We start from the raw sequence: 25,662 nt of genomic DNA on the forward strand, positions 1-25,662 counted from the left end.
TCACTGCCCGGGCCGGCCCCGGCTCGGGCCCGGGCCCGGGCCTCCGGGGGTCACAACGACGAAGCGGGCCGCCCCGGTTCAGAACCGGAGCGGCCCGCTCGTGTGTTCTCCGAGGGCCCGCGCGAGGCGCGGGGCCCAGGTCACTCGTCGATCATCAAGCCCTTGCGCAGCCTGTTCAGCGTGCGGGAGAGCAGACGGGAGACGTGCATCTGGGAGATGCCGAGCTCCTCGCCGATCTCGCTCTGGGTCATGTTGGCGACGAACCGCAGCGAGAGGATCGTGCGGTCGCGGGCCGGGAGTTCGGCGATCAGCGGCTTGAGGGACTCGACGTACTCGATGCCCTCGAGGCCGTTGTCCTCGTAGCCGATGCGGTCCGCGAGCGCGCCCTCGCTGTCGTCCTCCTCGGGCTGCGCGTCAAGAGAGCTGGCGGTGTAGGCGTTGCTCGCCGCCATGCCCTCGACGACCTCCTCGACGGAGATGTCCAGCCGCTCGGCCAGCTCCTCCATCGTGGGTGCGCGGTCGAGGTTCTGGGCCAGTTCGTCGCCGGCCTTGGCCAGGTCCAGGCGGAGCTCCTGAAGGCGGCGCGGGACGCGTACGGACCAGGAGGTGTCACGGAAGAAGCGCTTGATCTCACCGACGATCGTCGGCATGGCGAACGTCGGGAACTCGACACCACGGTCCAGGTCGAACCGGTCGATCGCCTTGATCAGGCCGATCGTGCCCACCTGGACGATGTCCTCCATCGGCTCGCTGCGGGAGCGGAAGCGGGAGGCCGCGAACTTCACCAGGGCCAGGTTGAGTTCGACCAGCGTGTTGCGTACGTACGCGAACTCGTGGGTGCCCTCGTCCAGCTTCTCGAGCCGCTTGAAGAGCGTCTTCGACATGGCCCGCGCATCGACCGGGCCCACCTCGTCGTACGGTGGGATCTCCGGGAGCTGGAGCTGGTCGAATATCTCCTCGACCGCTTCCGGGCTCGTGGGTTCCGGCACCTCGACCGGGCCGAACTGCTCTTCGCCGAGCTGTTCCGGGAGGGCCGGGCCGGTGACGGTGTCCGGTATCCCTTGATCGAGCCTGGGTGACATTGTGGTGTCCTCCATCATTCTCGGCATATGGCTGCCGAAGCCGTGACGTGCACTACGAAGGTGCGGCGCCTCCAAAGCCAACGTGTTTCTGTATTCCTATACGCCTACCCGCTCGCGTACGTGCATGGCAAGTGCTTAATGTCCGAATTTGCCCCAATGTGTGGGTTGTTCGTCTACCGGTACTGCCGGTGAAGGCGTAGGGTTCGAGTCGGTTCACGGGGGCAGAAGAGACGGCGCTTTGGCGATCAAGAGGGGTGTACATGGACCGCGGGATGCCCGGCAGCACGAGCCGGGGTCGGCTGACGGTCGACGTACGGCACCAGGGGGGCAGTGCCGTCGTGACTCCCGAGGGAGAGCTCGATCACCACACCGCGGACCTGTTCAGCGAGGCGCTGGAGCAGGCGCTCGCGGACGGCGGCAGCCGGCTGGTGGTGGACTGCGCGGGGCTGCAGTTCTGCGATTCCACCGGGTTGAACGTGCTGCTCGGGGCGCGGCTGCAGGCCGAGTCCGCCGGTGGAGGCGTTCACCTGGCGGGGATGCTGCCGGTCGTCGCCCGTGTCTTCGAGATCACGGGCGCGAGCGCGGTGTTCACGCTCCACGACGACCTCGATGCCGCACTGGCCAATGTGGCGGAGGCGTGATGCGGTTCGCCGGGCGTGTGTACGGGCCGCTACGCGGGAGTTACACGTGTCACATCACTCGGCCGGCATCAGTGGGTGTTCTCACGGTTCCGTAGGGCAGGAGATCCTCTGAGCCAGCCCAGATGGACAGTCCCAAATGGACAGTCAGACACTCGCGATGCTGCTGCTCGCCGGCCTGGCACGCGGCGACGAGAGGCACTATCGGTGATCGGTGAGGTGAACCACTGATGAGCACCACCCGGCCGTCTCCGGCGGGCGACTGCGGTCCGGAGCCTGAGGGCGCCGCGACGGCGGCAGCTCCGTCCGGGGCCGGGAGCGCCGGGGCCGGGGCCTTGACAGGCATGTCCGGGGCATCGTCGGGGCCGTCCGGAGCGGCGGGTGCCGCCGGCGGGCCCGAGCGGCCCGGTGCGCAGGGCAAGACAGCCCAAGCCGATCAGGACGGTTCAGCTGGCGGTGCCGGCGGGAGTGGCCCGTCCGGTCCCTCCGTCCCGTCCGGTCCGTCAGGCCCGTCCGTGCAGCCGGAAGGCGTCTCAACGGCCGCTGCCGCATCGCACACCGCCCCGGCGGCGGCGCAGCAGACCGGCAAGTCCGCACAGGGAGAGACCGGGAAGGGTCATCCGATGCGCCAGGTGCGCAGGCTGCGCCTGGTCGGCGTCAGCGGTGCCGTGCCCCGTGCCCGTGACTTCGTACGCCAGGCGCTGCAGGACTGGGGCTGGCTGCCCGCCGCCACCGGTGACCAGCGTGCCGCCGCCGAGGATGTCCTGCTGGTCGTCTCCGAGTTGGTCACGAACGCGTGCCTGCACGCGGACGGGCCCGAGGAGTTGCGCGTCGGCAGCGGCGCCGAGGTGCTGCGCCTGGAGATCGTCGACCAGGGCAGCGGTTCGCCCGCGCCGCGTACGCCGCACCGTGCCGGACGCCCGGGCGGGCACGGCATGTTCATCGTGCAGCGCCTCTGCCTGGACTGGGGCGTCGTCCGCAACCCGGAGGGCCTGGGCAAGACGGTCTGGGCGGAGCTGGCCGCACCGGGCTGAACCTGAACCGCACCCACGCGCCGCGTTCGGCTGGCCGAGCCGGACGGGCTCTACCCGTCCAGCGCGCCGATCATCGCGACCGAGGGCCCGCGCCTGCCGCGCAACTCCCGTGCGACCGCTTCCGCGTCGCCCAGCACCCGCACCGCGTTCCGCCACGTCAGCTTCGCCAGGTCCTCCTCCGACCAGCGGCGCCCCAGCAGTTCGGCGACGAGGTTCGGATAGCCGGAGACGTCCTCCAGCTGCGACGGCACGAACGCCGTGCCGTCGTAGTCGCCGCCGATGCCGAGGTGGTCGATGCCGGCGACCTCGCGCATGTGGTCCAGATGGTCCGCGACGGTGCCGGCGTCCGCGAGAGGACGCGGGTGCTCCCGTTCGTACGCCCGGTGTACGCGCATGCCTTCCTCGCCGGTGTCCAGCGGACGCAGGCCGTGCGCGCGCATATTGTCCTCGGCGGCCTTCGTCCACGCGACGGCCGCAGGCAGGACGAACTTCGGCACGAACGTCGCCATCGCCACACCGCCGTTGCGCGGCAGCGCCTCCAGCACGTCGTCGGGGATGTTGCGCGGGTGGTCGCACACCGCGCGGGCCGAGGAGTGCGAGAAGATCACGGGCGCCTCGCTGACGCGCAGTGCGTCCCGCATCGTGGTGGCCGCGACGTGTGAGAGGTCGACGAGCATCCCGGACCGGTTCATCTCCCGTACGACCTCCTCGCCGAAGCGGGTGAGGCCGCCGTGGCGCGGCTCGTCCGTCGCCGAGTCCGCCCAGTCGGTGTTGTCGTTGTGCGTGAGCGTCATGTAGCGCACGCCCAGCTCGTGCAACGCGCGCAGCGTGGCAAGGGAGTTGGCGATGGAGTGCCCGCCCTCGGCGCCCATCAGCGAGGCGATGCGGCCCTCGGAGCGCGCCTTCTCCATGCCGTCCGCGGAGAACGCGAGCCGGAGATCCGCCGGGTACCGGTCCGTCAACTGCCGTACGGCATCGATCTGTTCGAGACAGGCGCTCACGGCGGCGTCCCCGGCCAGCTCCGTGCTGACGTAAACCGACCAGAACTGGGCGCCCACGCCGCCCGCCCGCAGCCGCGGAATGTCGGTGTGCAGATGCGCCGACTGGTCGAGGGAGATGTCGCGGCGCGAGATGTCGTAGGCGACCTGCGTGCGCAGCGCCCACGGCAGATCGTTGTGCCCGTCCACCACCGGGTGCCCCGCGAGCAGTTCGCGCGCCCGTGCCAGCAGGGCCGGATCAACAGCCGCTCCGCCGCCGGCCATCAGCTGCCCCCGAAGCCGAAACCGGCCCGGCCGGCGGCCACTTTGCTGCGCAGCCGGCGGCCCTTCTCGGTCGCCTCCTCGTTCAGCTCGTCCTGGAACCGCCGCATGCGCTCCTGCAGTTCGGGGTCGGCCGCCGCGAGCATCCGTACGGCCAGCAGGCCCGCGTTGCGCGCGCCGCCCACCGAGACCGTCGCGACGGGCACGCCCGCGGGCATCTGCGCGATGGAGAGCAGGGAGTCCATGCCGTCCAGGTACTTCAGCGGCACCGGCACGCCGATCACCGGCAGCGGTGTCACCGAGGCGAGCATGCCGGGCAGATGGGCGGCGCCGCCGGCGCCCGCGATGATCGAGCGGAGTCCGCGTGCGGCGGCCTCCTCTCCGTACGTCACCATCTCGCGCGGCATACGGTGCGCGGAGACCACGTCCGCCTCGTAGGGCACCTCGAACTCGTCCAGCGCCTTGGCGGCTTCCTCCATGACGGGCCAGTCGGAGTCGGAGCCCATGACGAGGCCGACGAGCGGGGATTCAGACGTCATTCCGTGATCGTTCCTCGCAGGTATCCGGCGGCGTGTGCGGCGCGTTCGCGTACGTCGGCCAGGTCGTCGCCGTAGGTGTTGACGTGGCCGACCTTGCGGCCGGGTTTCACGTCCTTGCCGTACATGTGGATCTTCAACTGCGGGTCGCGGGCCATGCAGTGGCGGTACGCCGAGTACATGTCCGGGTAGTCGCCGCCGAGCACGTTGGCCATCACCGTCCAGGGCGCGCGGGGGCGCGGATCGCCGAGCGGGAGGTCGAGCACGGCGCGCAGGTGGTTGGCGAACTGCGAGGTGACCGCGCCGTCCTGGGTCCAGTGACCGGAGTTGTGCGGGCGCATCGCCAGCTCGTTCACGAGCACGCGCCCGTCGCGCGTCTCGAAGAGCTCCACCGCCATGTGCCCGACGACGCCGAGTTCCTGGGCGATCCGCAGCGCCATCTCCTGCGCCCGTACGGCCTCGTCACCCGGAAGGCCGGGTGCCGGCGCGATCACCGTGTCGCATACGCCGCCCACCTGGACGGACTCCACGACGGGGTACGCGACCGCCTGCCCGTGCGGCGAGCGCACCACGCAGGCGGCGAGCTCGCGTGCGAAGTCGACCTTCTCCTCGGCCAGCACGGGCACCCCCGCCTTGAAGGGGACGGCCGCCTCGGCGGCGGTGCGCACGACCCAGACGCCCTTGCCGTCATAGCCGCCGCGCACCGTTTTCAGCACCACGGGTACGGGGAAGCGGGCACCGGCAGCCCCGCCGGCCGACTCCCCGGCCGCCGCATCCGGCTCCTTCGCGGACGGGCCTCGCGCCGTCTCCGCCGCGAACGCGGCTGTTGCCGTCTCCGCCGCGAACGCCGCTACGGCAGCCGGATCCCGCACGATGCGGTGCCGCGGGCATGGCACGCCGAGGCTGTCGAGCCGCGCCCGCATGACGCCCTTGTCCTGGGCGTGCACCAGCGCGTCGGGACCGGGCCGTACCGGGATGCCGTCCGCCTCCAGCGCCCGCAGGTGCTCGGTCGGTACGTGCTCGTGGTCGAAGGTGATCACGTCGCAGCCGCGAGCGAAGTCACGCAGAGTGGCGAGATCGCGGTGATCGCCGACCACCACGTCGCGCGCGGCCAGCGCCGCGGAGTCCTGCGGGGTGTCGGACAGAAGCCTGAATCTGATGCCGAGCGGGATGCCCGCCTCATGGGTCATGCGGGCTAGCTGGCCGCCACCGACCATGCCGACTACGGGGAACGTCACAACCTCAGCGTATCCGCACGCGTCTCCACGCATAGCGCGGTGGGTGACCGTACGAAGCGCGGCAGCGGCCGCCGTGGAATGCACGGCAGACGGCCCGCAGGCCGACGCGCCGCCCGGTGTCCTGCCCGCACGGGCCCGCGCTTCGCTGCGCTGCGAGAGCTGATGCGTGCTGGTTAGCATGTGGCCTGGGGGAAGGACGACGGCGACCGGAACGGGGAATCGGCACCATGGGTGACTGGAGTGCGGCACGCACGCTCAGAGGGCTGCGCACCCGGCTCGAACGGCTCGTCCGCGAGGCGGCGAAGTTCGGCGCCGTGGGCGCGGTCGGTTTCCTGGTGAACGTGGCCGTCTTCAATCTGTGCATCCACACTTTTCAGTTGGCGCCCATCCGCTCGGGTGTGATCTCCCAGGTCGTCGCGATCGGCACCAACTACCTCGGCAACCGCTACTGGACGTACCGGCACACCGACAAGCGCCAGATCCACCGCGAGACGGTCCTTTTCTTCTTCTTCAGCGGCATCGCGCTCGTCATCGAGAACGCCGTCCTCGCCGTCTCCCACTACGGTCTGGACTACACCTCGCCGCTCGCGGACAACATCGCGAAGAACGTCGTCGGACTCGGCATCGGCACGGTCTTCCGCTTCTGGACGTACCGCACCTGGGTCTTCCGCTCCCGTTCAGGCCGCATTCTCGCCGGTTCCGCCTCGGGCGACGGTCTCCCGGCTGAGGAAGAGGGCAAAAACCGGCGGGTGATGCTGAAGTAGCTCCAGCCGGCCGCCGTCGGCCTCCGCCAGATCGCGGGCGACGGCGAGTCCGAGGCCGGTGGAGTTGTGGCCGCTGACGGTCCGTTCGAAGACGCGCGATCCCAGCTCGGAGTCCACGCCGGGGCCTTCGTCCGTCACCTCCACGACGACCTGGTTGCCGGTCACGCGGGTACGCAGCGCGACCCGGCCGGCCCCGTGCATCAGGGAGTTCTCGATGAGCGTCGCCAGCACTCCCGCGATCGCGCCCGGCGTGCCCACGACCCGCAGCCCGGGCTTTCCGGAACGTACGATCGCGCGTCCCGCGCTTCTGTAGGCGGGCTTCCACTCCTCCACCTGCTGCTTGATCACCTCGTCGAGGTCGAGACCGACGGCCGAAGCGGACCGCGGATCGCGGGAGTTGGTCAGCAGACGCTGCACGACGTCGGTGAGCCTCTCGACCTGGGCCAGCGCGATCGTCGCCTCCTCCTTGACGGTCGCCCGGTCGTCCGGGTCGTCGGTGTCGGCGGTGGCGATGATCTCCTCCAGCCGCATCGACAGAGCGGTCAGCGGCGTACGCAACTGATGCGAGGCGTCCGCGGCGAGCCGGCGCTCGGCCGTCAGCATCCGGCCGATCCGGTCCGCGCTGCCGTCCAGCACGTCGGCCACGCGGTCCAGTTCGGGTACGCCGTAGCGCCGGTGCCGGGGACGGGGATCGCCCGAGCCGAGGCGCTCGGCGGTCTCGGCGAGGTCGGTGAGCGGAGCGGCGACGCGGTGCGCCTGGCGTACGGCGAGGATGGCGGCGGCAGCGACGGCGAGCAGCGCGACGGCGAGGATGATCAGCAGCGTACGGCCGAGCTCGTCCTGAACCGTGCTGTATCCCTGCCGTACGGTGATGCGCTCGCCGTGAGCGCCGGTCTGCGACGCCTCGATGACCTTGCCCTCGGGGCGCTGCCCCAGGGTGATGGTCTTCTTTCCCGGCACGTCGATGCGGACGTGGCGGTTCTCGGGCACGGCGTTGTTCATGGTCGCGGGAGACACCTGCTCCCCGGCGACGATGCGGCTCTCCACGACGGAGACCAGCTGTACGGCCTCCGACTTCACGCTGTCGCGGGCGCTGTTCTCGATGGAGCGGGACTCGACGAGGATCAGGGAGATGCCGAAGACGGCGACCACGACGAGCACGACGGCCAGCGTCGAGAGGATCAGCCTGCGGCGCACGTGCAGCCCTCCACGCCGTCTCTCAGCTCTTCTCGAAGCGGAACCCGACGCCTCGCACGGTGGCGATGTAGCGCGGGTTGGCGGCGTCGTCGCCGAGCTTCTTGCGGAGCCAGGAGATGTGCATGTCCAGGGTCTTGGTGGACGACCACCACGTGGTGTCCCAGACCTCGCGCATGAGCTGGTCGCGGGTGACGACCCGGCCGGCGTCCCGCACGAGGACCCGCAGCAGGTCGAACTCCTTGGCCGTCAGCTGCAGTTCGTCCTCGCCCATCCACACCCGGTGCGAGTCGACGTCGATGCGCACGCCGTGGGTGGCGGGCGGCGCGGCGGGTTCGGCGGCCGCGCCCCGGCGCAGCAGAGCACGTACCCGCGCGAGCAGCTCGGCCAGGCGGAACGGCTTGGTGACGTAGTCGTCGGCGCCCGCGTCCAGGCCGACAACGGTGTCGACCTCGTCGGCGCGCGCGGTGAGGACGAGCACGGGGAAGGTGTGTCCCTCGTTGCGCAGCCGGCGGCAGACCTCCAGGCCGTCCATGCCGGGCAGACCGAGATCGAGCACCACCAGGTCGATGCCGTCCTTGAGTCCTGCGTCGAGCGCTCCGGGGCCGTCCTCGCGCACCTCGACCTCGTATCCCTCACGGCGCAGCGCGCGGGCCAGGGGCTCCGAGATCGCGGCGTCGTCCTCGGCGAGCAGTACACGGGTCATGGCCCGATGGTAGTCCTCGTCGCCGAGCGTAAGGCCGGTCCCTGCCAACCAGCGCAGATCGTCGGAGATGCGAACTCGTTACCTTCGAATTGACTGGGAATTTACCCCCAGTGCCTGTGATCTCGCTCCCAATCCCTTCCGTTACCAGTACCCCCGTGACGTATGGTGAGCCGACTTCCGGCGTGATCACCCAGGGGACGGACGGACCCCGGCGGAGTCAGTGCGGTGGTGATCCTGTGTCGTCGGCCGTCTGCGCCCAGCGCCTCGGCCGGCCGGTCCGGCGGCGGACTTCCGCCGAGGGGGCGGACGAGCACGCGTACGATCCGGTCCCCCTCTGCCCGGACCTCAGGAACGTCCGTACGCAAAGACCCTCCCGTCACCTCCCGGCCTCGGGGACGTACGGCGGAAGCCGCACCAGCTCACTGTCCCCAGTGCCGGGCCCTGCGCTGTGAGAAGCACGCGGGGCTGTACCGGACGCCTGCGCACCTTGCCGGCGGCCGGCACCGGCCCCCTTCTCACACAGCGAGGAAACCCCCCACATGGCGTCCACAACGTCCAAGGACGCGCCGCAGCAACCGCCTGCGGCCGACGGCAAGACCTTCTTCGGTCACCCCCGCGGTCTCGCCACCCTCTTCATGACCGAGATGTGGGAGCGCTTCAGCTTCTACGGAATGCGCGCCCTGCTCGTCCTCTATCTGACGGCCGCCGTCTCCGAGGGCGGCATGGGCATGGCCTCGGCCACCGCCGTGGCGCTCTACTCGGTCTACAACGCCACCGTCTATCTGATGGCGATGCCGGGCGGCTGGCTCGGCGACCGCGTCTGGGGGCCGCGCAAGACGGTCTCCATATCCGCGTTCGTGATCATGATCGGCCACGCGCTGCTGGCCACCGGCGTCAACGCGCTCTTCTTCGCCGGGCTCGTCTTCATCGGCGTCGGCTCCGGTCTGCTGAAGGCCAACATCTCCACGATGGTCGGCCACCTCTACGCGGGCCCCAACGACCCCCGCAGGGACGGCGGATTCACCGTCTTCTACATGGGGATCAACATCGGTGCGTTCGCCGCCCCGCTGCTGATCGGCTGGGCGGGCCAGAAGGTCAGCTGGCACCTGGGCTTCGGCCTGGCCGCGGTCGGCATGGCCCTGGGCCTGATCCAGTTCCTGATCGGCACCCGGCAGCTGCCTGCGCAGTCCAGCGTCGTACCGCAGCCGCTGGATGTGAGCGAGCGCAACAAGGCGATCCGCAACACCCTGATCGCCGCCGCCGTGGTCGGCGTCTTCTACACGGCCGTCGTGCTCGCCGAGGCCTTCACCATCGACTGGGTGCTGTGGCCGCTGAGCATCGCGGGCCTGGTGCTGCCCACGTACTACTTCGTGAAGATGCGCCGCGACCGCGAGGTCACCGAGGAAGAGCGGAAGAAGCTCAGTGGCTACATCTGGTTCTTCGTCGCGGCCGCCATCTTCTGGATGATCTTCGACCAGGCCGGCTCGACGCTGAACCTGTTCGCCGAGAAGAGCACTTCGACCGACCTGTTGGGGATCGAGTTCCCCACGAGCTGGTTCCAGTCGGTCAACCCGCTGTGGGTGATGATCATTGCCCCGGTGCTGGCCGCGCTGTGGGTGAAGCTCGGCAGCCGCAATCCGGCCACGACGACGAAGTTCTCCTTCGGCCTGATCGGCATCGGCGTCTCCTTCGGCGTGATGATGCTGGCCATCGCCTCGGCCTCCGGCGGCGACAAGGTCACTCCGCTGTGGCTGATCACCGTCTACCTGCTGCAGACCGTCGCGGAGCTGTGCCTCTCGCCGGTCGGGCTGTCGGTCACGACGAAGCTGGCGCCCGCCAAGTACGCGAGCCAGCTCATGGGCGTGTGGTTCCTGGCGGTCACCGCCGGCGACTGCGTCTTCGCGATCGTCCAGCTCGTACTCGGCGACGCGGCGAGCAGCACGACGAGCTTCGCGGTCCAGGGCGTGCTAGCGGCCCTCGCGGGCTTCGTCTTCCTGGCGGCCCGCAAGCGGATCAATCCGCTGCTGGGCACTGTGAAGTAGCACCGCGCCGCGTGCGCGGCGGGCTTCCAGCGGCCTGTCCTGCGTCTGTCCGGCGGCCCCGGTTCCGTACTCGCGGAGCCGGGGCCGCCGCATGTCCGGCCGGCGGCTTCCGGTCACGGAGAGTGCTGTTGCGGCTTGGACGAGCGGCCCTGACGCTGGTGACGTGCACAGACTCCCCGTCGTCCTCGTGACATGTCTGGCGCTGATTCTCTGCACGTCGCCCGTGGTGCGCGGCGGCCAGGAGCGCGGGCCCGGGCAGTCCCGGCCGGAATCGGAGCGTCGCACGTACTCCTACGGACCGCTGCCGCGGCAGAAGCTGGTCGCAGTCAGCGACGGGAACGCGGCACGCCCCGGTCCGCTCCGTACGGGCGTCGTCATCGTGCACGGGGGCTTCTGGTACCAGGACAGGTCGGCCGGGTGGAACAGGTGGGCCCGGCGGATCGCCGGCGCCGGCCCCGCCGTCTTCAACCTCGGCTACCGCCGCAACACCGACGCCTCCTGGCCCGCCCAGCGCGAGGACGTGCTGCGCGCCGTGCGCTGGATCAGGCAGCGCGCACGGCACTTCGGCGTGGACCCGCACCGGATCGTCCTCCTCGGCTCCTCGGCGGGCGGGCAGCTCGCCACGAGCGCCGGTACGTACGGGGCGGGGCGCCGGCACCTCGCCGGGGTCGTCGCGCTCTCCCCGGTGGTCGACCCGTACCGCTCCTGGAGCACCGCGAACGCACCCGACGGCGACAGCGCGGGCATGGCGGTGCTGCGCGCCAACGCCGCGCGGCTGGCGGGCTGTGAGCCCGACCCGCCTCGCGGGAAGCAGGAGCGGGGGAAGCAGGGGAGAGGGAAGCAGGAGCGCGGGAGGCAGGACAAGGCCGGGCTGTGCCGGCGCGTGTGGCAGGACATGTCGGCGACGGAGCACGCCTCCGGCGGCGACGATCCGCCCATGCTGCTGGTCCACTCCCGGCACGACTTCGTACCCGTCGCGCACTCGGAGGCGCTCCGCGCGGCCGAGCTGCGGCGCGGCATGGCGCCGGGCGACGTCACCGTCGCGACGGTGCCGGGCGCGGAGCACGGCGGCGGGCTCCTGAACAGGCCCGGTGTCGAGCGGATGGTGATGAGCTGGATCGCGGCACGCACACCGGTGTCCGGCGTCGCCCAGCGCGGCGGCGGCCGCGGTTGAGGCCGGCGCCGGCGGTACGCACTGCACAGGCTGAGGGCGCTCCCGCGCAGGGAGCGCCCTCAGCCTGTCCTGTGCGCACGTGCCACTCCGGAGTCGCTCCGGAGTCGCTCCGGAGTCGCTCCGGAGTCGCTCCGGACGCCGCCCTACGGCAGGTTGCGGGCCATCACGATCCGCTGGACCTGGTTGGTGCCCTCGTAGATCTGCGTGATCTTGGCGTCGCGCATCATCCGCTCGACCGGGTAGTCACGCGTGTAGCCGTACCCGCCCAGCAGCTGTACGGCGTCCGTGGTGATCTCCATGGCCGCGTCCGAGGCGTAGCACTTGGCGGCCGCGCCGAAGAAGGTCAGGTCCTCGCCCTCGCCGCCGAGGGCGATGCGCTCGGACTTGGCGGCCGCCGCGTACGTCAGCTGGCGGGCCGCCTCCAGCTTCATCGCCATGTCGGCGAGCATGAACTGCACGCCCTGGAAGTCCCCGATCGGCTTGCCGAACTGCTTGCGCTCAGCGACGTACCCCTTGGCGTAGTCGAGGGCGCCCTGCGCGATGCCGAGGGCCTGGGCCGCGATGGTGATGCGGGTGTGGTCCAGGGTCAGCATGGCGGTGGCGAAGCCCGTGCCCTCTTCGCCGAGCATCCGGTCGGCGGGGATGCGCACGTTGTCGAGGTAGACCTCGCGGGTCGGGGAGCCCTTGATGCCGAGCTTCTTCTCCGGGGCGCCGAAGGAGACCCCTTCGTCGTCCTTCTCGACGACGAAGGCGGAGATGCCCTTGGTGCGCTTGTCCGGGTCGGTGACGGCCATGACGGTGTAGTAGTCGGAGACGCCGGCGTTGGTGATCCAGCGCTTCACGCCGTTGAGGACGTAGTGGTCGCCGTCCCGTACGGCCTTGGTCTTCATGCCGCCCGCGTCCGAACCGGCGTCCGGCTCGCTCAGGCAGTACGAGAACATCGCCTCTCCGGCGGCGAGCGGTGAGAGGTACCGCTTCTTCAGCTCCTCGGAGCCGGAGAGGATGACGGGCAGCGACCCGAGCTTGTTGACCGCCGGGATCAGCGAGGAGGACGCGCACACACGGGCGACCTCCTCGATGACGATGACGGTCGCGAGGGCGTCGGCTCCCGCGCCGCCGTACGCCTCGGGCACGTGCACGGCGTGCAGGTCGTTGGCCTCCAGCGCGTCCCGGGCCTCCTGCGGGAAGCGGGCCTCCTCGTCCACCTCGGTGGCGAAGGGCGCGATCTTCGCCTCGGAGAGGGCGCGCACCGAGTCCCTGAGCATGTCGTGCTCTTCGGAAGGCCGGTAGAGGCCGAAGTCAGCGGCTGCGCTTTTTCCCGATGACGCCAAGGTGTCTCACTCCTCATCAGCTGTGCTGTGCCGGCACGGCGACCAGTGCCCCTCCCGGCACCAGCACGCGCGGGCATCTGCTAATTACCGTTAAGTAACCCGAATTCTAGGGCCCGCCGGTCCGCACGGGATACGTGAGTTTCGCGACAGGCGGCCCCCGATATGCTGCGCGGGCAGCGTTTCCGGAGCGGCCCGAGCGCCGTCCGCGTCGTCCTACAGGAGCAACCCAACCATGGCCAACAGGGCACCGCTCAAGATCACAGTGATCGGCACCGGCTATCTCGGCGCCACGCACGCCGCCGCCATGGCCGAACTCGGCTTCGAGGTGCTGGGCCTGGACATCTCGCCGGAGAAGGTCGCGATGCTGGAGCGCGGCGAGACCCCGATGTACGAACCGGGTCTCGAGGAGCTGCTGCGCAAGCACGTCGCGGGGCACCCCGGTTCGAGCGGACGGCTCCGCTTCACCACCTCGTACGAGGAGGTGGCGGAGTTCGGCGACGTCCACTTCGTCTGCGTCAACACCCCGCAGAAGCACGGTGAGTACGCGTGCGACATGAGCTATGTCGACAGCGCGGTCGAGTCGCTCGCGCCCCGTCTGACGCGCCCCGCTCTCGTCGTCGGCAAGTCGACAGTGCCGGTCGGCAGCGCCGCGCGGCTCGCTGACCGGCTGGCGGAGCTGGCGCCCGCCGGCAAGGACGCGGAGCTGGCCTGGAACCCGGAGTTCCTGCGGGAGGGCCTCGCCGTCAAGGACACGCTGCACCCGGACCGCATCGTCGTCGGCGTGCGCAGTGAGCGCGCCGAGCAGCAGCTGCGCGAGGTGTACGCGAAGCCGCTCGCCGAGGGTTCGCCCTTCGTCGTCACCGACTTCCCGACGGCCGAGCTGGTCAAGACCTCGGCCAACTCCTTCCTCGCGACGAAGATCTCCTTCATCAACGCCATGGCCGAGGTGTGCGAGGCCGCCGACGGCGACGTGGTGAAGCTCGCCGAGGCCATAGGGCACGACGACCGCATCGGCAGGAAGTTCCTGCGCGCCGGCATCGGCTTCGGCGGCGGCTGCCTGCCCAAGGACATCCGCGCCTTCATGGCCCGCGCCGGCGAACTCGGCGCCTCCCAGGCCCTGACGTTCCTGCGCGAGGTCGACTCCATCAACATGCGGCGCCGGGCCCAGATGGTCGAGCTGGCCCGTGACGCGGTGGGCGGCACGCTGCTGGGCACGCGCATCGGCGTCCTGGGAGCCACCTTCAAGCCGGACTCCGACGACGTACGGGACTCGCCCGCGCTGAACGTCGCCGGGCAGCTGCATCTGCAGGGCGCACAGGTGACGGTCTACGACCCCAAGGGCATGGAGAACGCCCGCGCGCTCTTCCCGACCCTGCGCTACGCGCCGAGCGCGGTGGAGGCGGTGCGCGGCGCGGACGTCGTACTGCATCTGACGGAGTGGCGGGAGTTCCAGGAGCTGGACCCGGCGGCGCTGGGCGAGGTCGTGGCCGTACGGCACGTACTGGACGGGCGCAACACCCTTGATCCGGCCCTGTGGCGCAAGGCGAACTGGAAGTTCCGCGCGCTGGGCCGCCCAACGGCGTAGCGCGCCGCGCACCCTCCGGCATGCCGGGACCCGGAGGCCTTGGGGCCTCCGGCAACTCCGTACGGGGTCGGTGCGGGCGCCCCGTAGCCGGAGCCGCTGCCCGGTGTGCGGCGGCCGTCCCCCGCAACCGATGGGCGGCGGCGCACAGTTCACGCGCGACACGCGGCCGGACGTGCGGCCCCGCGGGGAGCGGGGAGCGGTCCCCGGAAAGCCGGAGCGACTACCGGCGCTTCGCGCGGTACGTGCGCATCTTCGCGCGGCTTCCGCACACCGCCATGGAGCACCAGCGGCCCCGCCCCGCCGGGCTGCGGTCGTAGAAGACCCAGAGGCAGTCGTGCGCCTCGCAGGCCTTGAGGCGCTGCCATGTGCCGTCGGACTCCGCCGCGGCGATGCCCGCGGCGATACGGGCGGTGAGCAGGGCGGGGCCCGTCAGCCCTGCCGCGGGACGCAGCGTGGCGCGTCCCGCTCCGTCGACGGCGACGACGAGCGGTGCCTCCGCCAGGCGTCGGCCGAGCGCCTCGGACGCCCCGGACGGCATGTCCGTGCCCGTGTGCGCGAGGCACGCGGCCCGCAGGGCCTCCCGCAGCTCGCGCAGCACGGCGAGCTGACGCCCGGCGGAGGTCTCGCCTCCCAGCCCCTCGATCCCGTGACGCCGCGCGAACTCCTCGACGCCGCCCGGCGCGGCGAGGGAGTCCTCGCCCGTCTCGACGTCGAGCGTGTTCGTCAGCTCCTGCACCAGGACGAGTGCTTCCGGGGGCGGTCGGTCCGTCACCCTTGCCACGTTACCGACGAAGGGCCATGATGTGGTAACCGAGAGCGTTACCGGTTAACGACTTCAAGGGGTAACAATGGCGATTGCCGGCTTGCAGACCGTGGTCCTGGACTGTCCCGACACCCAGCGCCTCGCCGAGTTCTACGCACAGGTCCTCGACTGGAAGGTCGACCCGGACGGGACGAAGGAATGGGTTGACGTCACCGGCCCCACCGGTCAGCGGCTCTCATTCCAGGAGTCGACCGGATTCATCCCGCCGCAGTGGCCCAGCCTGGAGCACGCCCAGCAGCTGCATCTGGATCTGGACGTGCCGAAGGACCGCCTCGACGAGGCGGAGAAAGAGGTGATCGAACTGGGCGCCCGGCTGATCCAGGGCGACGACGGAGGCAAGCGGGGCTTCCGCGTCTATCTGGACCCTGCCGGGCACCCGTTCTGTCTGTGCGCCTGCGACTGACGAGCCGAACGGTCACCGGTCCGACGTGACGGTGACCTTCTCGTCGTTCTTCAGCTGCTCGGTGAGCTGCTTCACCTTCGCCTTGTCCCACTGCAGCGAACCGGCCGGTGCGGGCCCGGAGATCGGCATGTTCATCCGCTTGCCCTCACCGCTGTTGACGTCCTTCATCGCGAAGAACATCGAGCCCAGGTTCCACAGGCTCATGTCCGTGTCGACGACGAGGGTGTCCAGGCCCGCGCCCATGGTGGGGTACAGCCGGAACGGGTTGAGGACCGTCGAGGGGGTCGCCGTCTGGTTCGCCAGGGCCGCCAGGAACTTCTGCTGGTTCTTCGTACGGCCGAGGTCGCTGTCGCCGGTCCCCGCGTGACGGTTGCGGACGAAGGAGAGGGACTGCTTGCCGTCCAGTACCTGCTTGCCCTTCTTGAAGTCCGCGCCGGAGTCCTTGTCCTTGATGTCCTGCGGGATGTTCATCTCCACGCCGCCGACCGCGTCCACGATCTGCGCGAAGCCGCCGAAGCCGATCTCGGCGTAGTGGTCGATCTTCAACCCGGTGTTGTGCTCGACCGTACGGACGAGAAGCGGGGCGCCGTCCTGCGAGTAGGCGGCGTTGAGCTTGGTCTGCTGGGTGTTTTCGAACTGCTTGCCGGACTCGGAGCCCTTGAAGGGCGGGATCTCGACCCAGGAGTCACGCGGCAGCGAGATCAGCGTCGGGCCGCCGCTGCCGACGTGCAGGATCATCATCGAGTCGGTCCGCTTGCCCTCGGCCGAGCCCGTCTTGAAGTCCTTCTTCTCCTGAGCGGACAGGCCCTCGCGGCTGTCCGAGCCGACGATCAGGTAGTTGGTGCCCTGGCCGGTCTCCGGACGGTCCTGGACGATGCTGAGATCGACCTCGCGCCGGAGCTTGGAGTCGGCCCAGAAGTACGTGCCGACCGACCACGCCAGCAGGATGACGAGCAGGGATATGACCACGGTCTTGAAGCGCGGCCTGCGCCTCCGGCGCGGCTCGTCGTAGTCGTCGTACGGGGCGTAGTCGTCGTAACCGCGGTTCCCGCCGTAGACCTGACCGGTGTTGTATCCCGAGTCGTAGCCGGCCGCCGGGTCGTCGTAATAACCCGGCTGCCCGCCGTAGCCCGCGTCATAGCCGCCTCTCGACTGCGGCGGCACGCCTCTGTGGGCTCGCGGGCTGCCATACCTGTCGTGTGAGTCGTTCCATCCGGGCCACTCATTCATGGAGGGCAGTCTGCCTTGACCCGCCCGGCGGAACACAGTCCGGGGGCGAGATCGGACAGATGCTGTAGCCGTTCTGATGCAAAGGCACTGTTCGTCCCCTGTAAGGCCACCGGCTGGTCACAGCGGAGCAAGCTCTAGGGTGGGGCGCATGACCGACCATGCCCCCGCCTCGGGGAACGGCCTGCAGGGCAAGCCCACCGCCGCCTCCCGGACCACGCTGTCGCACATCATGTCGGGCAACGAGACCAACCTCCTCGGCACCGTGCACGGCGGCGTGATCATGAAACTCGTGGACGACGCGGCGGGCGCGGTCGCGGGACGGCACTCGGGCGGGCCCGCGGTCACGGCCTCCATGGACGAGATGGTCTTCCTGGAGCCGGTGCGCGTCGGCGACCTCGTGCACGTCAAGGCGCAGGTGAACTGGACGGGCCGCTCCTCGATGGAGGTCGGCGTGCGGGTCCTGGCAGAACGCTGGAACGAGGCGGTGCCGGCCACCCACGTCGGCTCTGCGTATCTGGTCTTCGCCGCCGTCGACTCCGACGGCAGGCCCCGCACCGTACCTCCGGTCCTGCCGCAGACGGAGCAGGACGAGCGGCGTCATCAGGAGGCGCAGATCCGCCGCACGCACCGGCTGGCGAGCCGCCGCGCCATCAAGGAGCTGCGGGCCCGCAAGCAGCGGGAGCGTTCCATGCCGGAGAGCACCGGCTGACGCCGCGAACGGAACGGACGGACCCGGCCGAGGACCTGACTGAAGACCATGCCCGTCAGGCGCAGGACGCCTGCTCGCCGCCCTTGACCGCCCCGTGGTCGGGTGCGTCGGCACCCGGCGAGGGCGCCTCGGCCGAGGGCGAACTGACGCGCACCTTCCGTACGCTCTGGTTCTCCCCGCCGACCGTGACCCTCATGACGGGCCCGCGGCCGGGCTCCTCCACCAGCTCGGCGCCCGGCAGGGCCTTGGCCAGCGTCCGCGCGGAGCGGTCCCAGCGCGGGTCGTAGGAGATGGTCGTACGGGAGGCGTCGTCGCGGTCCGCCGACCCCGGCGAGCCCGTCGTGGCGAAGCCGGTGGCGTGCAGTTCCCTGTCGACGCCGCGCGCGAGTCCCTTCCGCCGCGTGCCGTTGTCCACCTGCACCTGGACGGCGCCCGGCGGGATGCCGACGACCACGGCAGGGGCGGCGTCCTCGCCCTCCTTCTTGCCGGAGCCCTGCGCCCGCTCGGTGTCCTGGGGCTTCTTCTCCGTCAGGGGCTTGTCGTCCTGCAGGGCCGCGAAGAGCTTGCGGGCCTTGCGCTCGTCCCACTTCACGGTGGAGCCCAGCTTCGGGACCCGGTAGTCCGCGTCCTGGACGGGAATGGAGACGAACTCCGAGGAGTCGGAGTTGAAGCGCCGCAGCGCACGCCCGAGTTCGAGCATCTCCGCACTGCCGAGTCCGTCGTCCGCCCGTACGGAGTCGAGGACCGTGGAGGCGACCTTCTTCAGCTTCACGGGGTTCATCAGTACGCCGCTGTCTGTGGCCTTCTCGATCACGGCGGCGAGGAAGTGCTGCTGGCGCTCCATCCGGCCCAGGTCGGAGCCGTCGCCCAGGTGCCGTGCGCGTACGTACTGCAGGGCGCGACCGCCGTTGAGATTGGTCGTGCCCGCCGGGAGATTCAGGCCGGAGTGGCTGTCGTGGAGGGCCTTCTCCGTGCAGACGGGCACCCCGCCCAGCACGTCGACCGTGCGCATGAAGCTGGTGAAGTCGACCTCGAGGTAGTGGTCGATGTGGATGCCGGTCATGGACTCGACGGTGCGGACGGTCAGATGCGCACCGCCGTGCGCGTAGGCAGAGTTGAGCTTCGCGGGCTCGGCCGGGTGCTGCTTGCCGCCGCCGCCCGGGTCGGTGTGCGCGGGGAGCTTCGTGTACGAGTCGCGGGGGAGGCTGACGACACTCGCGCGGTCGTGGTCGGCCGAGAGGTGCACGAGCATCAGGGTGTCCGTGCAGTCGCAGGCCGAGCCGCCCAGACGGTACTTCTGCCGCTCCTCGTCGGAGAGCTTGTCGCGCCGGTCGGTGCCCACGACAAGGAAGTTGACGCCGCCGGTGTCCCGTGGGCGGTCGGTGAGCCCCTGGAAGGGATCCACCCGGCTCACGTCCGCGTTGAGTCCGCTGACCATGAGATGGCCGACGCCGCTCGCCCCGAGCACCAGCACGGAGAGGGCCGTCGCCAGGCGCACCCCCCAGCGGGGGTTACGGCCGTTTTTGTGAGCTTCCGCGCGCATTGCCATACCGTAGGGCGATACGATCTGCGGCACTTGAACACACGCCGTCGCGCGATCAGGAGGGCACCCGGCTGGCGTGCGGGGGCCTCGTTCCGTCGCGGTAACGTGAACAGGTGACTGAATGGACTTCCCCGGGTGCGGAGCTGCCCGCGGTCTCGGTGATCATGCCGGTTCTCAACGAGGAACGGCATCTGCGCAGCTCCGTCAAGCACATCCTCCAGCAGGAATACGAAGGAGAGCTGGAGGTCGTCATCGCCCTCGGGCCCTCGGAGGACCGTACGGACGAGATCGCGGCGGAGCTGGTGGCCGAGGATCCCCGGGTGCACACGGTCCCGAATCCGAGCGGCCGCACGCCCGCGGCGCTGAACGCCGCCATAAAGGCGTCCCGGCATCCGGTGGTGGTGCGGGTGGACGGGCACGGGATGCTCTCGCCCGGGTACATCACCACGGCCGTACGGCTGCTGTCGCAGACAGGCGCCGCCAACGTCGGCGGCATCATGCACGCCGAGGGTGAGAACGACTGGGAGCGCGCCGTCGCCGCCGCCATGACCTCGAAGATCGGCGTCGGCAACGCCGCCTTCCACACGGGCGGGCAGGCGGGCGAGGCCGAGACCGTCTATCTAGGGGTGTTCCGGCGTGACGTACTGGAGCAACAGGGCGGCTACAACGAGGAGTTCATCCGGGCTCAGGACTGGGAGCTGAACTTCCGCATCCGCGGGGCGGGCGGCAAGGTCTGGTTCTCGCCGGAGCTGAAGGTCGAATACCGCCCGCGGCCGAGCGTCCGTGCGCTGGCCAAGCAGTACCGCAACTACGGGCGTTGGCGGCACGTCGTCGCGCGGTACCACCCCGGGTCGATCAACCTGCGCTATCTGGCGCCGCCCGTCGCGCTGTGCGCCATCGCGCTGGGCACGGGCGCCGGGCTTGCGGGGCTGCCTGTGGGGTTCGTCGTCCCCGGCGGCTATCTGGCCGCCGTCGTGCTCGGTTCGCTGCCGGCGGGCAGCGGGCTGCCGGTGAAGAGCAGGGCGTGGATTCCCGTCGCGCTGGCCACGATGCACATGTCCTGGGGCTGGGGCTTCCTGACGAGCCCGCGGAAGCTGGCACGCAGGGTCATCGCGTCCCGCAGGGCTCCGGTGCCGGCGACGCAGTGACGCCGGTCGTCGCGGGCCCCGGTGCCGCGACGACCACGACGACCACGACGACCACACAGAGGAGGGGCGGCTGCCGAAGCGGCCGCCCCTCCTCTCTCGTTTCCGCTGCCTGCTCCCTGCTCCCTGCCGTCCCGGCGGCTCTCGCTGGGCCGACCGGTCCTCAGGTCACCACTGGTTGGCCGGGTTGACCTCCATGCAGGCCCGGTCGTCGTCGCCGCGCAGGGCGTCGGCGCTGTCGGGCGCCTTGTTCTCCTTCTTCTTGCCGGAGCCGCCTCCGGCGTCCTTCGGGTAGACCGACCCGTCGCGCCAGTCGCCGCCGATCACCAGCGTCACGCCCTGCACCCCGCTGGAGTGCTTGACGGCGCTGTCCGGCAGACCGATCGCCTTGGCGACGGCCAGGGCGTTGCCGCGCTGGTTCTCGCGCTGATAGCGGATCGTCGTGTCCGCCTGGGACTTGGGCGTCTGGTCGGCCGTGGCCTGGGCGAAGCCCTTCCGTCCGAGCTGCTCGGAGATGACGCCGGCCCGCCCGCTCACCGGCGCCTGGAGCGCGCTTCCGGTGCCGTTCATCACCCGTACGGGGATCTCCGACTTCGGCACGGTGGGCTCGCTCGGCTCCGGCTTCTTCGCGGGGGTCTTCTTCTTGTCCTTGCCGTCCAGGGCGATGTCGTTGCGTACGAGCGAGAACGTGTGGTCCGCGTCGCCCTTCTTCGGTACGACGTAGCCGCCCGGGGCGTACTCCCAGGGCATCGTCGCCATGGTGATGCGCTTGGTGGGCACGCGCTTGAGGTCGTTGCCGAGGTCGTAGAGCTTCTTCACGCTTCCGAGGCCCTCGTCGACCGTGAGGGCCTTGGTGGCCGCCTCGGCGAGATCGCGCATCTGGCCGGGGTCGGTGAGCTTCGTACCGGACTTCAGCTGCCGGACCATCGAGTTCATGTACATGTGCTGGGCGCGGGCCCTGCCGATGTCGCTGCCGTCGCCGAAGCCGTGGCGGGTGCGCAGCCAGTGCAGGGCCTGCTCGCCGCGTACGACGGACTTGCCCTTCTTCAGCCGGAGCTTGGACTGCGGGTCGTAGACGTTGTTGTTCACGCAGACGGGGACGCCGCCCACCGCGTCCGCCATGGAGACGACACCTGCGAAGTCGATCATCATGAAGTGGTCGACGGGAATGCCGGTCAGCTCTTCCCAGGTGGCGACGGTGCAGCCGGGTCCGCCGCGCTGGAGGCTGGAGTTGATCTTGCCGGTGGTCTCCTCGTAGACCTTCTGGTCATCGGGGTCCGTGCACTTGGGGATCGTCGCCTTCGTGTCCCGCGGGACGGAGATCACCGAGATGTTGCTGCGGTCCGCCGAGACGTGCAGCAGCATCTGGACGTCGGCGAGGGGCGGCCTTTCGCCGTCGCCCTTCGCGCCGCCGAGATCGACGTTCTCCTTCGACTGCCGTGAGTCCGAGCCCAGCAGCAGGATGTTCATAGGGGTCTGCCCGGCGGCGTTGGGACTGCTCTTGTCCAGCTTGCTGTCGCCGAGGTTGAGCACGTCCCTGCCGAGGTTGCCGTTCAGATGCTCCACGTAGAAGTAGCCCGCTCCCGCGGTCGCGAGTATCAGCAGCGACAGGCAGATCGTGAACCATCGCAGGACGCGTCTCTTCTTACGGGGAGGAGGGGTGTCGCCGCCTCCGTCCCCGCCGCCGCCGAAACCGTCCGAGTCCATACCGCCGCCGCCTGTCTGTGTGTACCTCTGTCGCTGTCGCGGCACGCGGCCTGCTTCGTGCTGCGAGTCCCACCGGCGGTCGCGCACAGGCACGCCGCCCTGCATCCCCCTGTCACCACCGGTGCCGTTCCGCTGCCGCACGGGACCTCCCCGTTTCCGTCCCACGCGGTGTGTGCGTGCCCTGGGGTCACCCGGCGGGGCGCCCCGAGGGCACTACGTCACTTCGCGCAGACCTTCTTGTCGTTCGCCTTGACGTTCTGGACGCCGTCCGGCGCCTTCTCGGGTGCGGCGACCGGCTCGCCTGCCGCGGTGAAGTCCTTGGCAAGGGTCAGTTCCATGGACTTGCCCACGCTCGAGGACTGCTTCAGGGCCGACTTCGGCAGGCCCATCAGGTCCGCGAGCGTGGCCGCCTGCCCGGCCTGGCTGGAGGAGAACTCCAGCCTGGTCTTGGACAGTTGGGACGGGGCGTTGCCGGCGTTGGTCGAGAGCCCGACGCCCTTCTGGTTCTGCAGCCAGTCGACGGTCTGCTGGGCCGCACCCACCGGGCCGCCGCCGTTGCGCACATCCACGCGCACCTGCGAGGCCGGCACCTTCTTCGCCTTCGACGGATCCTTCCCCTTGGAGCCCTTCTTCGTCTTGGTGAGCGACTTGTCCGCCTGCACCATCTTGAAGAGGGGCTTCGACTTCGCTTCATCGAGTACGACGGTCGCCGGGTCCTCAGGGTTGTCCACGACCGGGACAGTGGCGAAGGTGATGTTCTTGACGTCCACTCGCTGAAGGTCCTTGGCCAGGTCCGTCAGCTTCCCGACGGTGCCGATGCCGGTGTCGACGGTCAGCGCCTTGGTCATGACGTTGGCCAGGTCGAACAGCTTCGACGGGTCGCTGAGGGTGTCTCCGGACTTCATCTTCCGGATCATCGAGCTGAGGAACTGCTGCTGGAGCTTGATGCGGTCCAGGTCGCTCCCGAAGCCGACCGTCTTCCGGGTACGCACGAAGGCCAGGGCCTGTTCGCCCTTGACGGTGTGCTTGCCGGCCGTGAGGTTCAGATGGGACTTGGGGTCCTTGATCGGCTTCGCGGTGCACACCTGCACGCCGCCGACCGCCGTGGAGAGCTCCTTGACGGCGTTGAAGTCCGCCATCATGAAGTGGTTGATCTTGAGGCCGGTCATCTTCTCGACCGTGCGCCACGTGCAGCCGGGGTCGCGGCCGGACTGGCCGAGGCTGGTGTTGAACCGTACGTCCGTCTGACCGGGAATGGTCTTCGTCGAGCCGTCCCCCTGCTTCGTGGGGCAGGCGGGGATGTCCGTGATCATGTCGCGCGGGATGGACAGCGCGGTGGCGTTGGTGCGGTCCTCGGAGACGTGGAAGAGGAACGTCGTGTCGGCGTGGCCGACGCTCGCGGCGTCGCCGTAGCCGCCGTTGCCCTTGCCCTTACGGGAGTCGGTGCCGAGGACGAGTATGTTCACGGGGCCGTCGGTGACCGCGGCGTTGTTCTTGCCGACGTCGACCTTGCTGATGTTCCCGTTGAAGTGGTCGTACAGGAAGTAGCCTGCAACGCCCCCGGCGACCAGTATCAGCCCCAGGGTCCCGGCGCCCCAGCGCAGCACCTTCTGCTTCTTCGACGGGCCCGGCCTGCGCTTGCGGCGGCCGTGGCCCGCGACGGGGGGCGGCGGCTGGGAGCGGCCACCGCGGCGGCGCTGCGAGGGAAGCCGGGGCTCGGCCTCCTCTGCAGCGGAGGCTCTCCTCTGGCGCGGGGCGTCGGGACGGCTGCCGGCCGACGGACTCCGGGAGTCGCCGGCATCAGAGTTCAGTCGCAGCTTGTAGCTGCCGGTGCTCGGATCGAACACCCACTGATCCGCGGGATCTACGTCTCCCGCGCGCCCACGGCCTTGCGCGTTCACGATTGCGTAAGTCCTCCATTTGCCGCCTGGCACCGCCCTGTCGGGGCGGACCGGAGCGGCCACACTATCCGGCAGGTTCGGCGCCGAGCGACGGCGGTGACAAATTCCACGACCTCAGAAGTGGTCAATTCGTTCCAATCCCAGCCTGGTCGGTGGTGGAGATGTCATGTGCGGCAGACATCCCGCGCCGCCGTCGTCCCCCGGTAAACCGGCGCCGGTTCTTCCGGATGACGACTGCCGTCCGGTGCGGGGCCTGCCGGCCCCCTGCGCACCGAGGATCTGACGGCATTGCCCGCGGCTTGGTTCCTGTCTCCCTGATCAGGGCCTGCGGAGCGGCCCGGGGTGGTCTGCCCGTTTCCGCCGGTGCCGTCGCCGGCCGGTCTGCCGACCCGCACTCCGCGGTCTTCGCGAAGTTGCGTGAAGAGGCGGCCGGCGTCCGGCTGGACCAGTTCGTCGCGGTTTCCGTCGAGTCTGTACGACTGTCTCGGGACGGTGAGGAAGCGCACCTGGTTCTCGGGGATGTTCCGTACACCGCGCGCGAGTTCGTACAGCTCACCGAGGGAATCCAGCCCTTGGTCCGCGGTGAGTGCGGAGGTCGCCGAGTGCAGCACCGGATAAAGCTTCGCCGGATTCAGCAGGACACCATTGCTGCGCACTTTCTTCACCAGTGAACCGAGGAACTGCTGCTGCCGGCTCATGCGGTCGGTGTCGCTGCCGTTTCCGAGCCCGTGCCGGGTCCGTACGTAGCCGAGGGCGTCCTCGCCGCCCAGTGTCTGCCGGCCCGCCGGGAGTTCGAGCTTGGCGTCGCGGTCGCGCACCGCGCCGGGGAGGCACACCTCCACTCCGCCCACCTTGTCGACCAGTGACTTGAAGCCGGTGAAGTCGACCACGAGGTGATGGTCGACGCGCAGCCCCGTGAGCGTCTCGACGGTACGGATGGTGCAGGCGGCGCCGCCGGTCTGGAACGCGCTGTTGAACTGTGCGAAGCGTGCCCGGGTGCGGCTGCCGTCGCTGCCGGTGCACGCGGGGATGTCGACCATCAGGTCGCGGGGGAGCGAGACGCCGGTGGCGCTGCGGCGGTCGGCGGAGATGTGCAGAAGGATCGCGGTGTCGGACCGCTGGCCGCCTTGGTCGTGTCCGTATTCGCTGTTGCCGCCGCGGCGGCTGTCGGAGCCGAGCAGCAGGATGTTCTCGGCCTCGCCCGCGGCGGGGTCGGGGCGCTGAGCCTCGTAGTGTTCGAGCTGCTGCGCGGTGCCGACATCCGTGCGGATGTTGCCGTCGAGCTTGTTGTAGAGGGTCCAGCCGGCGCCGGCCGCGGCGAGTACGAGCACCGAGGCGGCCAGGGAGACGACGCGCAGCCAGCGGCGGGGGCGCCGGCGCGGCGGTGGCGCGGGGCGGGTGGCATCCGCGGTGCCTGAAGTGCCTGCGGCGCCTGCGGTAACTGCGGTGCCTGGGGTGCCGTTCTCGGTTGCTCTGTCGTCGTCCGGCCCGGAGTCGGTCACGTCTGCGTCATCCCTCGTGGTCTCGGCGGCGCGTGCGGGACGCGTACAGGCGTGTGGGCGCCGGTCACGAAGGCAGACGCCCGATACCCGTACAAGGTTGTACGCAAGGCTGATCG

Annotated in this window: 22 protein-coding genes; 9 read left to right on the forward strand and 13 right to left on the reverse strand. The window is 70.0% G+C overall.

Features of this window, described 5'->3' with window-relative positions:
- Positions 1–140 precede the first annotated feature (140 nt).
- A complete protein-coding gene (locus ACSMXX_RS20515; RefSeq protein ID WP_473180162.1) occupies positions 141–1,082 on the reverse strand; it encodes an RNA polymerase sigma factor SigF in 942 nt (313 codons plus the stop codon).
- 260 nt (positions 1,083–1,342) lie between these two features.
- Here ACSMXX_RS20515 and ACSMXX_RS20520 point away from each other — a divergent pair, with 260 nt between their 5' ends.
- The gene (locus tag ACSMXX_RS20520) at positions 1,343–1,723 is read left to right on the forward strand and encodes an STAS domain-containing protein (RefSeq protein WP_473180163.1); all 381 of its coding nucleotides are present in this window, start codon (positions 1,343–1,345) and stop codon (positions 1,721–1,723) included.
- A 512-nt stretch (positions 1,724–2,235) separates the two neighbouring features.
- Positions 2,236–2,754, forward strand: coding sequence for an ATP-binding protein (locus ACSMXX_RS20525; RefSeq protein WP_473180164.1), 519 nt, complete (start codon positions 2,236–2,238; stop codon positions 2,752–2,754).
- 50 nt (positions 2,755–2,804) lie between these two features.
- Here the strand turns inward: ACSMXX_RS20525 and ACSMXX_RS20530 are convergent, their stop codons facing one another.
- Genes ACSMXX_RS20530 through ACSMXX_RS20540 form a run of 3 tightly spaced genes read right to left on the reverse strand, consistent with a single transcriptional unit; the run spans position 2,805 to position 5,820 of the window.
- On the reverse strand, positions 2,805–4,016 hold the full coding sequence (locus ACSMXX_RS20530) for a dipeptidase (RefSeq protein WP_473180165.1): 1,212 nt from the start codon (positions 4,014–4,016) through the stop codon (positions 2,805–2,807).
- Positions 4,016–4,552: a 5-(carboxyamino)imidazole ribonucleotide mutase gene (gene purE / locus ACSMXX_RS20535; RefSeq protein ID WP_473180166.1), complete on the reverse strand. Its 537-nt coding sequence runs from the start codon at positions 4,550–4,552 to the stop codon at positions 4,016–4,018. Before purE ends, ACSMXX_RS20530 begins: the two co-directional genes overlap by 1 nt.
- Positions 4,549–5,820, reverse strand: a complete 1,272-nt coding sequence (locus ACSMXX_RS20540; protein WP_473180167.1) for a 5-(carboxyamino)imidazole ribonucleotide synthase — start codon at positions 5,818–5,820, stop codon at positions 4,549–4,551. The genes purE and ACSMXX_RS20540 overlap by 4 nt, the downstream gene beginning before the upstream one ends.
- A gap of 194 nt (positions 5,821–6,014) precedes the next feature.
- Between ACSMXX_RS20540 and ACSMXX_RS20545 the strand changes: the two genes are divergently transcribed.
- On the forward strand, positions 6,015–6,551 hold the full coding sequence (locus ACSMXX_RS20545) for a GtrA family protein (RefSeq protein ID WP_473180168.1): 537 nt from the start codon (positions 6,015–6,017) through the stop codon (positions 6,549–6,551).
- Here the strand turns inward: ACSMXX_RS20545 and ACSMXX_RS20550 are convergent.
- On the reverse strand, positions 6,465–7,748 hold the full coding sequence (locus tag ACSMXX_RS20550; protein WP_473180169.1) for an ATP-binding protein: 1,284 nt from the start codon (positions 7,746–7,748) through the stop codon (positions 6,465–6,467). The genes ACSMXX_RS20545 and ACSMXX_RS20550 overlap by 87 nt on opposite strands.
- Before the next feature lie 22 nt (positions 7,749–7,770).
- The gene (locus tag ACSMXX_RS20555) at positions 7,771–8,451 is read right to left on the reverse strand and encodes a response regulator transcription factor (RefSeq protein ID WP_473180170.1); all 681 of its coding nucleotides are present in this window, start codon (positions 8,449–8,451) and stop codon (positions 7,771–7,773) included.
- A gap of 539 nt (positions 8,452–8,990) precedes the next feature.
- Here ACSMXX_RS20555 and ACSMXX_RS20560 point away from each other — a divergent pair.
- Positions 8,991–10,493: a peptide MFS transporter gene (locus ACSMXX_RS20560; RefSeq protein ID WP_473180171.1), complete on the forward strand. Its 1,503-nt coding sequence runs from the start codon at positions 8,991–8,993 to the stop codon at positions 10,491–10,493.
- Positions 10,494–10,656: 163 nt separating this feature from the next.
- Positions 10,657–11,667, forward strand: coding sequence for an alpha/beta hydrolase (locus ACSMXX_RS20565; protein WP_473180172.1), 1,011 nt, complete (start codon positions 10,657–10,659; stop codon positions 11,665–11,667).
- A 143-nt stretch (positions 11,668–11,810) separates the two neighbouring features.
- On the opposite strand, the gene ACSMXX_RS20570 is transcribed toward ACSMXX_RS20565, so the two are convergent.
- The gene (locus ACSMXX_RS20570; RefSeq protein ID WP_473180173.1) at positions 11,811–12,998 is read right to left on the reverse strand and encodes an acyl-CoA dehydrogenase; all 1,188 of its coding nucleotides are present in this window, start codon (positions 12,996–12,998) and stop codon (positions 11,811–11,813) included.
- A 232-nt stretch (positions 12,999–13,230) separates the two neighbouring features.
- On the opposite strand from ACSMXX_RS20570, the gene ACSMXX_RS20575 reads away from it, so the two are divergent.
- Entirely contained in the window at positions 13,231–14,583 is a 1,353-nt protein-coding gene (locus ACSMXX_RS20575; protein WP_473180174.1) for a UDP-glucose dehydrogenase family protein, read from the forward strand.
- A gap of 220 nt (positions 14,584–14,803) precedes the next feature.
- On the opposite strand, the gene ACSMXX_RS20580 is transcribed toward ACSMXX_RS20575, so the two are convergent.
- Entirely contained in the window at positions 14,804–15,355 is a 552-nt protein-coding gene (locus ACSMXX_RS20580; protein ID WP_473180175.1) for a CGNR zinc finger domain-containing protein, read from the reverse strand.
- A 76-nt stretch (positions 15,356–15,431) separates the two neighbouring features.
- Here ACSMXX_RS20580 and ACSMXX_RS20585 point away from each other — a divergent pair, with 76 nt between their 5' ends.
- Positions 15,432–15,809 (forward strand): VOC family protein, encoded by a 378-nt coding sequence (locus ACSMXX_RS20585; protein WP_473180176.1) that lies wholly within the window; start codon positions 15,432–15,434, stop codon positions 15,807–15,809.
- A gap of 12 nt (positions 15,810–15,821) precedes the next feature.
- On the opposite strand, the gene ACSMXX_RS20590 is transcribed toward ACSMXX_RS20585, so the two are convergent.
- The gene (locus tag ACSMXX_RS20590; RefSeq protein ID WP_473180177.1) at positions 15,822–17,039 is read right to left on the reverse strand and encodes an LCP family protein; all 1,218 of its coding nucleotides are present in this window, start codon (positions 17,037–17,039) and stop codon (positions 15,822–15,824) included.
- 148 nt (positions 17,040–17,187) lie between these two features.
- Here ACSMXX_RS20590 and ACSMXX_RS20595 point away from each other — a divergent pair, with 148 nt between their 5' ends.
- Positions 17,188–17,748 (forward strand): acyl-CoA thioesterase, encoded by a 561-nt coding sequence (locus tag ACSMXX_RS20595; protein ID WP_473180178.1) that lies wholly within the window; start codon positions 17,188–17,190, stop codon positions 17,746–17,748.
- Between the two features lie 55 nt (positions 17,749–17,803).
- Here ACSMXX_RS20595 and ACSMXX_RS20600 read toward each other — a convergent pair whose 3' ends face one another.
- Positions 17,804–19,297: an LCP family protein gene (locus ACSMXX_RS20600; protein WP_473180179.1), complete on the reverse strand. Its 1,494-nt coding sequence runs from the start codon at positions 19,295–19,297 to the stop codon at positions 17,804–17,806.
- Positions 19,298–19,455: 158 nt separating this feature from the next.
- Between ACSMXX_RS20600 and ACSMXX_RS20605 the strand changes: the two genes are divergently transcribed.
- Entirely contained in the window at positions 19,456–20,439 is a 984-nt protein-coding gene (locus ACSMXX_RS20605; protein WP_473184882.1) for a glycosyltransferase family 2 protein, read from the forward strand.
- A gap of 165 nt (positions 20,440–20,604) precedes the next feature.
- On the opposite strand, the gene ACSMXX_RS20610 is transcribed toward ACSMXX_RS20605, so the two are convergent.
- The 3 genes from ACSMXX_RS20610 to ACSMXX_RS20620 all read right to left on the reverse strand — a co-directional run bounded on the left by ACSMXX_RS20610 (position 20,605) and on the right by ACSMXX_RS20620 (position 25,546).
- A complete protein-coding gene (locus tag ACSMXX_RS20610) occupies positions 20,605–22,143 on the reverse strand; it encodes an LCP family protein (protein WP_473180180.1) in 1,539 nt (512 codons plus the stop codon).
- 218 nt (positions 22,144–22,361) lie between these two features.
- On the reverse strand, positions 22,362–24,044 hold the full coding sequence (locus ACSMXX_RS20615; protein WP_473180181.1) for an LCP family protein: 1,683 nt from the start codon (positions 24,042–24,044) through the stop codon (positions 22,362–22,364).
- Between the two features lie 164 nt (positions 24,045–24,208).
- Positions 24,209–25,546, reverse strand: a complete 1,338-nt coding sequence (locus ACSMXX_RS20620; protein WP_473180182.1) for an LCP family protein — start codon at positions 25,544–25,546, stop codon at positions 24,209–24,211.
- Positions 25,547–25,662: the final 116 nt, after the last annotated feature.

This window comes from Streptomyces sp. DSM 116795 (assembly GCF_055792905.1).